The organism is Tabrizicola sp. T74 (assembly GCF_057219935.1).
Genome location: NZ_JBXVVT010000007.1, coordinates 1 through 14200, shown reverse-complemented (window position 1 = coordinate 14200; position 14200 = coordinate 1). Strand labels below are relative to the sequence as shown.

Here is a 14200-nt window from a genome sequence, read left to right as displayed (position 1 = left end):
CAGTGACGATCCGGATATCACACACGGCAAAGGCAATCGCCTTGCTGGCCTCTGTGGCCATCGTTGCGTCTTGCGGTCTGCCACGTTCGGGCCCGAACAAGCGCGAAATCCTTGCCGGGTCGGTCGAAGCGAAAGGCAACGCCCATATCGTCGCCGTGACGCCCGAAGTCACGCGCGTCACCTCGGTGCAGCCGACTTTCGGCTTCAGCGAAGGCTTCCGCAATGCTGGCGTCGTCGCCTCCGACATGATCTCGCCCGGCGACACGATCAACGTGACGGTCTACGAGAACGTCAAGGATGACCCGCTGCTGGGCAACACCGGCCAGCGCGTCTCTGGCCTGACCGCGCTTCAGGTCGACGGTCAGGGCTACATCTACATCCCCTATGGCGGGCGCATCAAGGCCGCGGGCCAGACGCCGGAAGGCTTGCGTCAGGCCATCACCCGCAGGCTGGAAGACCAGACGCCCGACCCGCAGGTCAGCGTGTCACGCAGCCCGGGCGAAGGCTCTACCGTGTCGATCTCGGGCCAGGCCGGCCTGAACGGCGTCTACCCGATCGAGGCGTCGACCCGGACGCTTTCCTCCATGCTGGCCAAGGCCGGCGGGGTGACGGTTGACCCGACGATTGCCATCGTGCGCGTGACGCGCGGCAATCACACCGGCAAGATCTGGCTGAACGACCTGTACGAGAACCCCAATCTCGACATCGCGCTGCGGGCGGGCGACAAGATCGTGGTCGAGGAAGACAGCCGCAAGTTCATGGCGCTTGGGGCGACGGGGGCGCAAAGCACGGTGCCGTTCGAATCCGAAACCCTGTCGGCGCTGGAGGCGATCGCCACAGTGGGCGGCCTGTCCACCATGGCAGCAGACCCGACGGGTGTGTTCGTCCTGCGCGACGAAAGCGAAGAGATCGCCCGTGCGGTCCTGGGTCGGCCCGACCTGATCGGCGACCAGCGGATCGTCTATGTGCTGGACCTGACGGAACCCACGGGCCTGTTCGAGGCGCGCGATTTCCAGATCCGCAACGGCGACACGCTGTACGTCACCGAAGCGCCCTTCGTGCAGTGGCAGAAGACGCTCGGGGCGATCACCGGGACAACCTCGGCGGCGACGGGTCTGGTCGACACCGCGAACGGAACCGAATGACGGCGCCGTGACCGGCGCGGTCAGCCTTCCTGCACTGGCCGGGGTCCCCCGGCGGCTCTATCACCAGAACCTGTCGATCCTGCGCAATGCCCGGCTGCACCGGGTGTTGCAGCTGGCCGGGCATGAGTTGCGCTTCGGCCTTCCCGGCCCCGGCGATGGCGTCCTGGTCTGGGGCCGCAGCCCGACCGCCTGGCGCGGCGAGGCGCTGGCCACTCGGCGCGGCCTGCCGCTGATCCGGGTCGAGGATGCCTTCCTGCGCTCGGTCCATCCCGGGCGGTCACGGGGTGGGCCTGCTATCGGGTTCCTCGTCGATCCGGTCGGCGTTCATTTCGACGTGAGCCGCCCGTCGCGGATCGAGGAGATTCTGGGCGATCCTGGTTTGTACAATTCGAACATTCTGACAGAGGCTCGGCAGCTAACTGATTGTTTGATCGAAGCAGGCTTGTCCAAATACAACAATGCTGATTTCGACCTTGCAGTGCCACCGTCCGGATACGTCCTGGTCGTCGACCAATCCGCCGGGGATGCCTCGATCCAGCATGGCAATGCCTCGGCCGACACTTTCCGGCGGATGCTGGCCCGCGCGCTGGCCGATCACCCGGACCGGCAGGTCGTGATCAAGACCCACCCCGAGACCGCACTTGGGCTCCGCCCCGGCCATTTCGGGCCAGCCGATGCCGGGGACCGCGTCACGCTTCTGACCGCGCCGGTTGCACCGCATCGGCTGCTGGCCAATGCCGCTGAAGTCTACACCGTCTCCTCGCAGATGGGGTTCGAGGCGATCCTGCACGGCCACCGCCCCCGGGTCTTCGGCCAGCCGTTCTATGCCGGATGGGGCCTTAGCCACGACGACCAGACGATCCCCCGCCGCACCCGCCACCTGACCCGGGAAGAGCTGTTTGCCGGGGCGATGCTCTTGGCGCCGCTCTGGTACGACCCCTGCCGCGACCGGCTGTGCGGGCTGGAAGAGGTGATCCGGCAGTTGGAGGCCGAGGCCCGTGCCTGGCGCGAGGATCGGCGGGGCCATGTGGCGGCGGGCATGCGGCTGTGGAAACGTTCGCGCCTGCAACACGTCTTCGGCGGCTCGCGCGGGGTGCGCTTCCGCGACGATCCTGTCGCCGCTGACCGGCTGGCAGCCGCCACCGGGCGCAGCCTCTTGATCTGGGCGGGGAAAGAGCCGCCCGGCTTTGCCCCAAAGGCCCCCTGCCTGCGGGTCGAGGACGGTTTCCTCCGCTCGCGTGGCCTTGGCGCCGAACTGGTGCCGCCCCTGTCGCTGGTCACCGACGACCGTGGCATCTACTACGACCCGACCCGCCCCTCACGGCTGGAGGTCCTGATCGCCACCCCCCTGACCGACACCCAGCGCCAGCGGGTCGAGGGGCTGTTGGAACGGCTCAGGGCCGAGGGGCTGTCGAAGTACAACCTTGGCGGCGATGTGCCCGCCCTGCCGGAAGGCCACCGCATCCTCGTCCCGGGACAGGTCGAGGACGACGCCTCGATTCGCACCGGCGCGAGCGAGGTGCGCACGAACCTGGCTCTCCTGCAGGCCGTCCGCGCCGCCCATCCCGACGCCGTGGTCATCTACAAGCCGCACCCGGATGTCGAGGCGGGCCTGCGCGCCGGGGCGATTGCACCGCAAGACCTGACCGGTCTCGCCGATGTTGTCGCCAGCGCCACCGATCCCGTGCGCCTGCTTGCCGAAGTGCAGGAGGTCTGGACGATGACTTCGCTTCTCGGCTTCGAGGCGCTCATCCGCGGCCTGCCCGTCACCTGCCTCGGCGCGCCGTTCTATGCCGGCTGGGGCCTGACCCGCGACCTTGGCCCGATGCCCGACCGCCGCACGGCACGGCCGGACCTGATGCAACTCGCCCATGCAGCCCTGATCGCCTATCCGCGCTACTGGGATCCGGTCAGCCGCCGCCCCTGCCCGCCCGAAGTCGCCCTCGACCGGCTGGCCAGCGGCGACATCCCGCATCCCGGTCACGCCAACCGCATCCTGTCCAAACTACAGGGCCGGTTCGCGAGCCTCGCGCATCTCTGGCGCTAGGGCTCGTCGATGACTGCGTCACTCCTCGCTGGGCGCCCCGCGAGGAGAAGTCGAAGACGCACGACGAGCTTTACCTAACCAACCGCCAAAACCGCCACATCAGGCTGCCCGCCGCGCAGAAGAGGCCCACCACCAGCCCCAGCCACAGCCCATGCCCGCCGTAGCCCAGCGGGAAGGCCAGCACATAACTGCACGGGATGCCGACCAGCCAGTAGCTGACCGCCGCCAGCACCAGCGGCACGCGCGTGTCCTGCACCCCGCGCAAGAGGCCCAGCGCCATGACCTGCATTCCGTCCGCCAGCTGGAACAGCGCGGCCATCACCAAAAGCGCCGAGCCATAGACCAGGATCGCCGCGCTTTCCGGTTTCTCCAGGTCCAGGAACAGCGCCACGATCGGCTCCGGAATTGCCAAAAGCAGACAGACCGACGCCACCGCCACCCCAAACGAGATCACCACCGCCACCTTCGCCGCCTGGCGCAACGCCACCCGGTCGCCCTGCCCGTCGAACCGCGCGATGCGGATCGTCGAGGCGCTGGACAGCCCGACATGCAGCATGAAGGTCAGCGCCGCGACCTCCAGCGCGATACCATGCGCGGCCAGTTCCACCGTCCCGATCCAGCCCATCATCAGCGCCGAGGCCTGGAACATCCCGCCCTCGGCCAGCCCGGTGAGCCCGATCGGCAGGCCCAGCTTCCAGACCTGCCGCATCGCATGCCAGTCCGGGCGCCAAAAGCGCTGGAACAGGTGAAACCGCCGCAGTTCGGGCAGCAGGTGCGCGTAAAGCGAAAGGATGACCAGCGACAGGACCTGCACCGCCACGGTCGCCACCGCAGCGCCGCGCACGCCCAGTTCCGGAAAGCCCCAGTTGCCGAAGATCAGCGCCCAGTTGATCGCGATATTGACCACCACCGCGGCCAGCGTCACCCACAGCACAACCTGCGTCCGGTGCAGAGCCGAGAGATAGCTTTGCAACACCGTGACGACCAGCGCCGGGGCCATCCCCAGCCCCGCGATGCGCATGTAATCCTGGGCCAGGGCCGAAACCTCGGCGTTCTGGCCCAGCGCCAGCAGGATCGGCTCGGACCACCAGAAGACCGGATAGACCGCCAGGCCATAGCCGATGGACAGCCACAGCCCCATCCGCGTGTCGCGTCGCACCTGGGTTTCGTCGTTGCGGCCCAACGCCGCCGCGACCATCGGCATCACCGCCTTGGCGAACCCCGACCCGACCACAAAGACGATGAAGAAGGACGAGGCCCCAAGGACCACCGCCGCCAGCGACACCACGCCGTACCAACCGACCATGACCGTATCGGTCACATGCAGCGCCATCTGCGCCAGCGACGACCCGATGAGCGGTAGCCCCAGCACGAGCGTTTCCCTCGCGTGGGTGGTGTTGGACATGCCTTGTGTCATGGCCTCGGATTACCCTTCAGGTCTGCAGGGCACAAGCCGGGCTTTCCGCCGCGGTGCGGCGTCAGAACCCGCCGAACAGAAGGCCGAGGGCAGCCACCGCGATCACCAGGCCCACGGCAAGCTCGACCACCGGCATGATCCGCGCGACACGGTCGCCACCGAATTCGAAGATCGTGCCTTCGCGCAGGAAGACTGACAACACGGCGGCACCGCCGGTCACCAGCGCCGTGCCAAGGCCCATCACGAAGGCCCCGGCGATCCCGGTCAGCGCCACGCCCAGCTGCCAGGTCAGGATCAGCACGAACAGCGCCCCGGTACAGGGCCGAAGCGCGATGCCCGCGATCAGCGCCAGCCCGTCACGCCAGCCTTTCACCGCTTCCACCTGCTCCAGCGTCGGCCCATGGGCATGGCCGCAGTGCGGGCCGTGGACATGGCCAGGCCCGCCGTGGTCATGGGAATGCGCGTGGGAATGGTCATGCCCGTGGTCGTGGGCGTGGTCGTGCGGGTGGTCGTCGGCGTGGCTGTGCGCATGGGCATGGCCGTGCGCCGCGCCGTGGTGATGCGCGCCATGATCGGCGTTGCGCCCTGCTGGCATCCGGGCCGCCCACAGCCCCCGCAGCCCGCGCCAGACCAGCCACAGGCCAAGGCCCGCGATCATCGCGTGGCCGAAGGGGGTGACCCAGCGCTCGGCTGCGCCTTCGACCGCCGTGCGCCCCAAGCCAAACACCGCCAGCACGGCATAGACCACCGCCACGGCAACCGCCGCCTGCGCCAGGCTTGCCGCCAGCGCAAGGCCCGTCAGTCGCCCGACCGGCACCCGGCGCGCGAGGCCATAGCCACCGATGACCAGCTTGCCATGCCCGGGCCCGGCGGCATGCAGGACGCCGTAGCCAAAGCACAGCGCCCAGAACAGCGTCACCGCCCCCGGATCGCCCCGCCGGAGCGCCCGGATCGCCCCGGCCAGCTGGTTCTGCGCCTCGCGCTGCACCAGCGCCAGGCCCCGCGCGAGGCCATCGAGCGCCCCGCCCAGCCACAACGCGACCAGGGCCAGGATCAGCACAAGCCCGGTGACGATCAGGGTGCGGCGCATGTCACCCGGACCTCCTCGGCGAAATTGGCGCCGACGGCAGGAAACTCGGCCTCGATGTCGACATCCGGCGTGTATTCCGCCAGCGCCTCCATCAACTGCTGCTGGGCCTCGTCCAGATCGGGGACAAAGGTCTGCGCGGTGCAGCCCGTGCCCCCGGTCACCACCGGAGGGCCGGGGATCGAATAGGCGACGTAATAGCCCGGGTCGTAGGCCTGCAGGATAAGGGGCACGTCACCCACCGGCACCGGGGCGGCAAAGGTCCGCAGATGGGTCGAGGTGATCTTCGCCCCGTCATAGCTGGCCGTCCAATCGGTCGGCCGCGACAGCTCAAGCGCCGTCTCGCCCAGCAGCGCATAGGTGTCGCCGGGAAAGCCCGGGTCCCATTTCATGTCGAAGCCGGACAGCCGCGCCTCCTCCTCGGGGGTCAGCTTGCCGTCCCAGTCCGGGTCCAGACCCATGTCGCCCACGACATACAGCGAATAAAGGTCGTCATAGGTCCAGCTGATCCGGACTCCGGTCGCCTCGTTCCGGTCGTTCAGGATCACCTCGATCCCGGTGTCGATCCAGACATGCGGATGCGCGGCCAGCGGACCGGCAGTCAGAAGCAGGACGGGCAAGGCGACACGCAACATGCCGCGCAACGTAAGGGCGCGACCGGGAAAGGCCAAGGGCCGGAAGGACGCGCTGGCGTCCCCTTGCCGGTGCCTTCTCTCCCGACCCTAGCGCTTCAGCATCGCCGGATGCGTGGCCACGTCATAGATCGCCGGGCCCATGCCCAGAACCTGCGTCGCGCGGCCCACGATCAGCGGGTCCGGAGTGCCCACGACCGCATGGTCCTTGTTCGGATAGTCGATGGTCGACAGGAAATGCCGCATGCAGTTCAGCCGCGCGCGTTTCTTGTCGTTCGACTTGACGATCACCCAGGGCGCGTCGGCGGTGTCGGTGTAGAAGAACATCGCCTCCTTCGCCTCGGTGTAGTCATCCCAGCGGTCGAGGCTCGCCTTGTCGATCGGCGACAGCTTCCACATCTTCAAGGGGTCCGTCTCGCGCGCCAGAAACCGCGCGCGCTGTTCCTCGCGCGTCACGCTGAACCAGTACTTGTAGAGGCGTATCCCCGACCGGACGAGCATCCGCTCCAGCTCCGGCGCCTGGCGCATGAATTCCAAGTACTCGCTAGGAGAGCAGAAGCCCATCACCCGCTCCACCCCCGCCCGGTTGTACCAGGACCGGTCGTAGAACACCATTTCCCCGGCCGTGGGCAGATGCGCGATGTAGCGCTGGAAGAACCACTGGCCCTTTTCGACATCCGAGGGCTTGGTCAGCGCGCAGACCCGGGCGTATCGCGGGTTCAGATGTTCCATGAACCGCTTGATCGTGCCGCCCTTGCCCGCCGCATCGCGCCCTTCCATCAGGATCACGAACTTCTGCCCGGTCTCTTGCGCCCAGATCTGGACCTTGAGGAGTTCCGCCTGCAGCTTGGCCTTCTCGGCCTCATAGGTCGCGCGTCCCATCAGGCGGGCATAGGGGTAGCGACCGGATTCGAAGGCCTGGTGCAACGGGCTTTCCGGCACCGCGCGCGGCTTCGGCTCTGCGACCGGCGCGGCCACTGCTTCGGCGCCCGCGGTCAACGTCTGGGTGGTCTGGGTATCCTCCATGCGTCCTGGCCCTCCTCTTGTGCCCTGCGATAGCCTGCCATGGCACAGGACCGCCGCCCGGTCCTTGATCCCGATCAACGAGGCCGGAAATACGACGGGGCGGCGAGGGTCCAGTCCCCGCCGCCCCGTGTGTGCGCAAGAGGGTTCTTTTGAAAAACGCGTGCCGCCAATATCGCGCGACAGCTTCTGTCTAGCCAACGCCGCGCCGCGCCACATACCCCAATTGCGGTAGTGACGCGAAAAAACCGTCAGGCCTTCACCGCCGCCTGCATCCGCGCGACCTCTTCCAGCACCATCGGCCATTCGGCGAAGAACAGAAGCTGCCCCGTGCCGGGGACAAAACGCACCTCCAACTGCGGATACTCCGCCGCCAGCTCGCGGATCGTCTGCACCGGGGCCTGCGGGTCCTGGTCGCCCTGCAACAGCAGCACCGGCACCCGCACCGCGCGGACCACCGCCGACCAGTCCTTCTCCGACCCGATGCATTCCGCGGTAAAGGCCGCATGCGCCGACCATTTCGCCGCCAGACAGATGTCCGAGCCTTCCAGCATCGCGGCCTTCACCTCGGGCCTCGCAAAGGTCTCCATGTCCGCCGCACTGCCGCCGTTCACCTGGCGGAAGAAGGCATCCTTGCCCAGCCGCCGCGCGAGGCTAAAGCCCGCCTGCACCAGGAACGGCAGCACCTTCGGCGCATGGCGCGCATTGGCCAGGATGAAGCGCTGCCACTTGTCCATGCGTTCATACTGCGCGGGCGTGCGGATCGGCAGCTGGCAGGCCGCTCCCACCACGCCACGCACCAGATCGGGCCGGGTGTTGGCCAGGTTCAGCGCATAGCGCAGGTCCGCGCCAAGGGGGATCACCATCGCCCCCTTCAGGCCCAGATGATCCAGGACCGCCGCATAGTCCCGGGTCACACCCGCAAGGTGGTCCGTCCCCTTCAGGAAGGGCTCGGTCTTGCCGTACCCCGCCCGGACCGGCACGATCACCCGCAAGCCGCGCGCCGCTGCCGCCCGTTCCGCCGTGGCAGGCCAGCGCATCAGACCGAAGTCGAGGTGCATGTAGAGGACCGGCAAACCGCCCGGGTCACCGAACTCGATCCAGGTCAGCCGCCGCCCGTCCGTCCCGTGCATCTCGCGCAAGGGCCGCGGCTCCAGCCCGCCCCGCACCGGCGCCGTCGCCACCCCGCCCAAGGGGGCCAGCGCCACATCCATCAGGCCCAGCACCACCCGCACCAGCTCGGCCTGGCTGTGCGTCTCGGTCTTCGCCAGAACCGACCGCACCTGCGTCCGCACTGTCTCTAACGACCGGCCCCGCGCCTCGGCGATGTCGCGCAGGGGCAGGCCCAGCGTCACGCCGCGCACGATCTCGACCTCGGCCAGCGTCAGCCCGAACGCTTCCTGCACCGTCGCGGCGAACCCTTCGGGCCAGACAAGCTCGGTAGACACAACCAGCGCCAAAGGCCGCGCCCCGCCGCCCTCCACCGGGCTCACGCGCAGGATCACCGGGCTGCCCGTGACCGTGGACCGGATGCGCAGCGTCACCACCTTTTCCGCCTTGCGTGTGGCCACCCGCCGGATCACGCCGGACAGAAGCTCCCGGTCCTCCGCATCGAACGGCAAACGCTGGAACGGCCCGCCCTCCGCGATCCCAAAGGCTTGCTCTGCCGGTCGGTTCGCCGCATGGATCACCGCGCCGCCATCGCTCAGGAACGCCGCCGACCGCGGGATATCGGCCAGAGGAGACCGAGGCGCCTCTTCCCCCTGCGCCGCTTCATACCGGTCCAGAAACACCGTCGCCCGCGCCATATGCGCCTCGATCTCCGGGTCCTCCAGCGGGATCGCCGCATCGCGCAAGGGGGCCGCGCGGCCTTCCCAGACCTCCAGCAACTCCTCCAGCCGGATCGGGTCGACCGCCACGTCATACAGCCGCTCGACGATCTCGGCCCGGTGGTCGCGATCGGCAAAGCTGGCGCTGGTTGTGGATGGCCTGGACTCGGTCATGTCCGATACCTGAGCGGTTTGGCCCCTCACATCAAGGCATCCCAGCGCCGCAGGCCCCTTTTTCTTCGGCGGCCCTCCGCATAGGCTGGCCTTCGCCACCGCAGGAGTCCCCCATGCCCACCCTTTACGGCGTCTTCCGCAGCCGCGCCTCGCGCCCGATCTGGCTGCTTTACGAGTTGGGCGAGGCTTTCGAGCACGTCCCCGTCATCCAGGCCTACCGCCTGCCCCAGGCGAGCGCCCCTGACGCGCCGCTGAACACCACCTCGCCCGCGTTCCTGAAGGTGAACCCCCAGGGCCAGATCCCGGCCTATGTCGAGGGCGACCTGGTACTGACCGAGTCGCTCTCGATCACCAACCACATCGCCCGCACGCGCGGCGGTCTTCTGGGGCCGCAGACCCCGGCGGAAGCCGCATTGATCGACCAGTGGACGCTTTTGGCGGTGACCGCCGTCGAAACCCCGGCGCTGGAAATCCTGAACGTCGTGGGTGCCGAGGGCCACAAGACCCCCGAAGGCCAAGGCGCCATCGCGATCAACGCCGAGAAACTCCGTCGCCCGCTGAAACGGCTTGAGGCGCATCTGTCCGCGCATCCCTACCTCGTCGCAGACCGCTTCACCGTAGCCGACCTGAACCTCGCCGAATGCCTCCGCTACGCCCAGGGCCACCCGACCCTGCTGGGAGAGTTCCCGGCGGTGAAGGCCTGGCTGGAGCGCTGCCAGTCGCGGGCGGCGTTCAAGAAGATGTGGGCAGCGCGGATGGCCGAGCCGGTGTGAGGGATGGCCAAACGCATGACGTACCCAAACCTCGCGCGATTGACGGTTGAACATTACAGTTGATGGATCAGCATATGATCAGCCTTCGGGAAGACGACGACGGTATCTGGCAGACCAGTGCGGTTTTACCAGAATGGTCCGGCTACCAATCTAGGCTTGGCCCCTACGGCTCGAAAGACGGTGCGGGGGTTTCGGATGGCACGGTCAGAATTGGCCTCGCTCCCGACGGTCGACGTGACGGACCTGTTACGCCGGACGAACAGACTTATCTTCGCTGGTTCATGGAAAATCATGCCGAGCAGGCGAGCGCGCTCGTTTCGGCACTCTTCGCTGCCCTACCGACGTTGCGCAGCGACTATATCTCGGCTTGGATGCTGCCCGAAGATGACCAATCCTTTCCGATGATCGAAAGCATGGAAGACCTTCGCAACGTGATAGGACTACATGACGTCCACATCCATGGCCTTGCGAAAGACGGAATTCCCTTCGTCGGGTACGAATTCGGCTGCGATTGGGAAGAGGAGCATGGGCTTGGGGTTCTGATGCACGGAAAACAGGTTCTCGAGATCGGCCACGCAGACAGCAGTTTCACACGCTGGATTGCCAAACGCGCCTCAGTGAAGCTTGCCTGATCGTTCTGCAAAAAGTGCCAGGTTGGCCCTTAGCCTGATTGTGCCCGACCACATCGAACCGCGCAGAACACTTCAGAGGCCTCGCCTCCACCGCCCCATTCCGCGCAGCAGCGCGTTAATCCAGCATTAGGGTTAGCGCGCGCCAGAACTCCATCAACTTTCACCTGTTCACAAATATCCCGCGGGGGTCCGGGGGTGTGAAACCCCCGGTCCGCCGCCAGCCTCACTTCACATACTTCTGCCAGTTGTGCGCTTCCTTGAACCCCAGCACCTCCCGGATCTTCCGGTTGGACAACAGGCTCTCCCGCTCCCCCACCGGCCGCGACAGCGGCACCTTGGGGAAATACCGCGCCAGCAGTTCCGAGTTCGGCTGCGGCACCGAGTTCTCATCGTTCACCGCGTTGAAGACCTGGAAGCCAAGGCCGTCCTTCTTCAGGCACAGGTCCACGATCTGCCCCAGATCGCGCGCATCGATGTAGCTGAAAGTGATCCGCCGCCGCAGCCCCGGGTCCTCCTTCAAGGGCGGGAAGACCGTCGCATATTCATGCGGCTCGATCACGTTGCCGATCCGCAGCGCATAGACATCCGCACCGAAGCGACGCTGCAGGCTCCGCGCCGTGACCTCGTTCACCTTCTTGGACGACCCATAGGTGTCCATCGGGTCGATGTCATAGTCCTCCTCCAGAGGCAGCACCTTCGGGTCCACCACGCCGTCCGAGAAACACACGCCATAGGTCGTCTCCGACGAGGCGATGATCACCTTCCGGATCCCCATCTTCAGCGCGGCCTCCAGCACGTTGTAGGTCCCGACCACGTTCACCCGCCACGTCTCGGTATCCGGCACCATCCCGTAGCGCGGTACCGCCGCGAAATGCACGACCGCGTCGAACAGCTTTGCCGCGCCGTCCTCCATCTCCTCATACCCAGCATGGGTCCGCATCGCCGAGTACACCTGCCCTGCATCGCAAATGTCGCCCAGCAGGTCATGCACCCCGTCGATCCCCAAGGGCACCCGGTCGAAGTTCATTACCTTGTGCCCCTGCGCCACCAGATAGGGCACCACGTGCTTCCCCGCCTTGCCCGACCCGCCCGTAAAGAGTACCCGCATCGTCTTATCCTCCATTGTTGCCTCTAACCTAGGCCGCCCCTCGCCCCCCGACCAGACCCCACATCTTGCGCCCCCTACCCGGCTAATGCTCTAATACCGGCGTTCCTCATAAGGTGACCCCCATGAACGACCTCCTCTCCGGCGCTTCCACCTATGACGCCAGTTCCATCGAGGTCCTCGAAGGCCTGGAACCCGTCCGCAAGCGCCCCGGCATGTACATCGGCGGCACCGACGAACGCGCGCTCCACCACATGGTCGCCGAAATCCTCGACAACGCGATGGACGAGGCCGTCGCGGGCCACGCCAACCGGATCGAGGTCGAACTGCACGCCGACAACTCGGTCACCGTCCGCGACAACGGCCGCGGCATCCCCGTCGACCCCCACCCCAAGTTCCCCGGCAAATCTGCGCTGGAGGTCATCCTCTGCACCCTCCACGCCGGCGGCAAGTTCTCCAACAAGGCCTACTCCACCTCCGGCGGCCTCAACGGCGTCGGCTCCTCGGTGGTCAACGCGCTTTCCGACCTGATGACCGTCCAGGTCGCCCGCGACCGCGAGCTTTACGAACAATCCTTCTCCCGCGGTATCCCCCAGGGCCCGATCCGCAAGCTCGGCCCCACCCAGAACCGCCGCGGCACCTGGGTCACCTTCCACCCCGACCCGGAGATCTTCGGCCACCAGACCCTCAAACCCGCGCGCCTCTACAAGATGACGCGGTCCAAGGCCTACCTCTTCTCGGGCGTCGAGATCCGCTGGAAATCCGCCATCCCCGACGGCGACACGCCGATGGAGGCGACCTTCCACTTCCCCGGCGGCCTCGCCGACTTCCTGAACGAAAGCCTCCGCAAGGTCACCACCTACGCCGAACGCCCCTTCGCCGGCCGCGTCTCGTTCGAGGAGAAATACCAGGTCCCCGGCTCCGTCGAATGGGCGATCAACTGGACGCCGGCGCAGGACGGCTACCTCCATTCCTACTGCAACACCGTCCCCACGCCCGAAGGCGGCACGCATGAGGCCGGGTTCTGGGCCGCGATCCTGAAGGGCATCCGCGCCTATGGCGAGCGCGTCAAGAACCGCAAGGCCGACCAGATCACCCGCGACGACCTCCTCACCGGCGGCTGCGCGCTCCTCTCGATCTTCATCCGCGAACCGAGCTTCGTCGGCCAGACCAAGGACCGGCTCTCGACCGAGGAAGCCGCCCGCTGGGTCGAAAACGCCGTCCGCGACCATTTCGACACCTGGCTCGCCGCCGACCCGAAATCCGCCGGCGCGATCCTCGACTTCCTCGTCCTCCGCGCCGAGGAACGCCTCCGCCGCCGCGAGGAAAAGGAAACCGCCCGCAAGACCGCGACCAAGAAGCTGCGCCTGCCCGGAAAGCTCACCGACTGCTCCGCCAAATCCCGCGAAGGCACTGAACTCTTCATCGTCGAAGGCGACTCCGCCGGCGGCTCCGCCAAGGGCGCGCGCAACCGCGAGACGCAGGCTCTCCTCCCCCTCAAGGGCAAGATCCTGAACGTCCTCGGCGCGGCTTCGGCCAAGCTGAACGAAAACGCCGAAATCCGCGACCTGTGTGAGGCCCTGGGCACCGGCATGGGCACCAAGTTCCGCCTCGACGACCTGCGGTACGAAAAGATCATCATCATGACCGACGCCGACGTCGACGGCGCGCATATCGCCTCGCTCCTGATGACCTTCTTCTTCACCCAGATGCGCCCCCTGATCGACAAGGGACACCTCTACCTCGCCTGCCCGCCCCTCTACCGCCTGACCCAAGGCGCCGTCCGCCGCTATGTCTCGAACGACGAGGAAAAGGCCTACTGGCTGCAACGCGGCCTTGGCGCCAACCGCGGCGGCAAGATCGACGTCCAGCGCTTCAAGGGGTTGGGAGAGATGGACGCCAAGGACCTGAAGGACACCACGATGAACCCCGAGACGCGCAAGCTGATCCGGGTGTCGATCGACGAGGACGAGCCGGGGGACACCTCCGACCTGGTGGAGCGACTGATGGGCAAGAAGCCGGAATTGCGCTTCCAGTACATCCAGGAGAACGCGCGGTTTGTGGAGGAGTTGGATGTGTGATGAGTGAAAAATTCAGCATCTCCAAGTTTGTGCCTGAGCTTTTGAAGGCTCACCCAGAGCAGAGATTTACGGCTAGAGAAATTGCTCTCTGGATCATGAAGACGTATCCGAGCGCAACTCAAAACAAACGCTTAGGGTCAGGACTCGTTCTTGCTTCATAGCCAGAACATGACAGTTGCAGCGAGAGCGACGGCGGAGAGGAAGACCTTGTGGCACCTGTCGTATCGGGTAGCAACACGTCGCCAGTCCTTCAGT

At 66.7% G+C, this 14200-nt stretch carries 11 protein-coding genes and 1 pseudogene; 5 read left to right on the top strand and 7 right to left on the bottom strand.

The window, feature by feature from the left end; translation table 11 throughout:
- The first annotated feature begins 2 nt into the window (after positions 1–2).
- Together AC2EAL_RS19075 and AC2EAL_RS19070 are read left to right on the top strand one after the other, a co-directional pair.
- A complete protein-coding gene (locus AC2EAL_RS19075) occupies positions 3–1145 on the top strand; it encodes a polysaccharide biosynthesis/export family protein (RefSeq protein ID WP_484725821.1) in 1143 nt (380 codons plus the stop codon).
- A gap of 7 nt (positions 1146–1152) precedes the next feature.
- Positions 1153–3192 carry a capsular polysaccharide biosynthesis protein gene (locus AC2EAL_RS19070; protein ID WP_484725820.1) on the top strand — a complete coding sequence of 680 codons (2040 nt, stop codon included), beginning with the start codon at positions 1153–1155 and terminating at the stop codon, positions 3190–3192.
- 70 nt (positions 3193–3262) lie between these two features.
- On the opposite strand, the gene AC2EAL_RS19065 is transcribed toward AC2EAL_RS19070, so the two are convergent.
- From AC2EAL_RS19065 to AC2EAL_RS19045, 5 genes are all read right to left on the bottom strand, one after another.
- Positions 3263–4597: an MATE family efflux transporter gene (locus AC2EAL_RS19065; protein WP_484725819.1), complete on the bottom strand. Its 1335-nt coding sequence runs from the start codon at positions 4595–4597 to the stop codon at positions 3263–3265.
- Between the two features lie 73 nt (positions 4598–4670).
- Positions 4671–5699 carry a nickel/cobalt transporter gene (locus AC2EAL_RS19060; RefSeq protein ID WP_484725818.1) on the bottom strand — a complete coding sequence of 343 codons (1029 nt, stop codon included), beginning with the start codon at positions 5697–5699 and terminating at the stop codon, positions 4671–4673.
- On the bottom strand, positions 5684–6331 hold the full coding sequence (locus tag AC2EAL_RS19055) for a DUF1007 family protein (protein ID WP_484725817.1): 648 nt from the start codon (positions 6329–6331) through the stop codon (positions 5684–5686). The genes AC2EAL_RS19060 and AC2EAL_RS19055 overlap by 16 nt, the downstream gene beginning before the upstream one ends.
- 87 nt (positions 6332–6418) lie before the next feature.
- A complete protein-coding gene (gene ppk2 / locus AC2EAL_RS19050; RefSeq protein ID WP_484725816.1) occupies positions 6419–7354 on the bottom strand; it encodes a polyphosphate kinase 2 in 936 nt (311 codons plus the stop codon).
- Between the two features lie 248 nt (positions 7355–7602).
- Positions 7603–9354, bottom strand: coding sequence for a bifunctional helix-turn-helix transcriptional regulator/alpha/beta hydrolase (locus tag AC2EAL_RS19045; RefSeq protein ID WP_484725815.1), 1752 nt, complete (start codon positions 9352–9354; stop codon positions 7603–7605).
- A 113-nt stretch (positions 9355–9467) separates the two neighbouring features.
- On the opposite strand from AC2EAL_RS19045, the gene AC2EAL_RS19040 reads away from it, so the two are divergent.
- Together AC2EAL_RS19040 and AC2EAL_RS19035 are read left to right on the top strand one after the other, a co-directional pair.
- A complete protein-coding gene (locus tag AC2EAL_RS19040) occupies positions 9468–10127 on the top strand; it encodes a glutathione S-transferase family protein (RefSeq protein ID WP_484725814.1) in 660 nt (219 codons plus the stop codon).
- A gap of 74 nt (positions 10128–10201) precedes the next feature.
- Positions 10202–10759 carry a DUF6985 domain-containing protein gene (locus AC2EAL_RS19035; RefSeq protein WP_484725813.1) on the top strand — a complete coding sequence of 186 codons (558 nt, stop codon included), beginning with the start codon at positions 10202–10204 and terminating at the stop codon, positions 10757–10759.
- A 223-nt stretch (positions 10760–10982) separates the two neighbouring features.
- On the opposite strand, the gene AC2EAL_RS19030 is transcribed toward AC2EAL_RS19035, so the two are convergent.
- Complete coding sequence (locus tag AC2EAL_RS19030) at positions 10983–11867, bottom strand: NAD-dependent epimerase/dehydratase family protein (protein ID WP_484725812.1); 885 nt, start codon at positions 11865–11867, stop codon at positions 10983–10985.
- A 122-nt stretch (positions 11868–11989) separates the two neighbouring features.
- Here AC2EAL_RS19030 and parE point away from each other — a divergent pair, with 122 nt between their 5' ends.
- The gene (parE, locus tag AC2EAL_RS19025; RefSeq protein ID WP_484725811.1) at positions 11990–13945 is read left to right on the top strand and encodes a DNA topoisomerase IV subunit B; all 1956 of its coding nucleotides are present in this window, start codon (positions 11990–11992) and stop codon (positions 13943–13945) included.
- Positions 13946–14100: 155 nt separating this feature from the next.
- Here the strand turns inward: parE and AC2EAL_RS19020 are convergent.
- Positions 14101–14200 (bottom strand): annotated as a pseudogene (locus AC2EAL_RS19020) (IS5/IS1182 family transposase); the annotation flags it as partial.

Coding starts and splice junctions, on each gene's coding strand:
- AC2EAL_RS19040 (WP_484725814.1), top strand. CDS start 9,468: ATGCCCACCCTTTACGGCGTCTTCCGCAGCCGCGCCTCGCGCCCGATC.
- AC2EAL_RS19065 (WP_484725819.1), bottom strand. CDS start 4,597: ATGTCCAACACCACCCACGCGAGGGAAACGCTCGTGCTGGGGCTACCG.
- AC2EAL_RS19030 (WP_484725812.1), bottom strand. CDS start 11,867: ATGCGGGTACTCTTTACGGGCGGGTCGGGCAAGGCGGGGAAGCACGTG.
- parE (WP_484725811.1), top strand. CDS start 11,990: ATGAACGACCTCCTCTCCGGCGCTTCCACCTATGACGCCAGTTCCATC.
- AC2EAL_RS19035 (WP_484725813.1), top strand. CDS start 10,202: ATGATCAGCCTTCGGGAAGACGACGACGGTATCTGGCAGACCAGTGCG.
- ppk2 (WP_484725816.1), bottom strand. CDS start 7,354: ATGGAGGATACCCAGACCACCCAGACGTTGACCGCGGGCGCCGAAGCA.
- AC2EAL_RS19055 (WP_484725817.1), bottom strand. CDS start 6,331: ATGTTGCGTGTCGCCTTGCCCGTCCTGCTTCTGACTGCCGGTCCGCTG.
- AC2EAL_RS19045 (WP_484725815.1), bottom strand. CDS start 9,354: ATGACCGAGTCCAGGCCATCCACAACCAGCGCCAGCTTTGCCGATCGC.
- AC2EAL_RS19060 (WP_484725818.1), bottom strand. CDS start 5,699: ATGCGCCGCACCCTGATCGTCACCGGGCTTGTGCTGATCCTGGCCCTG.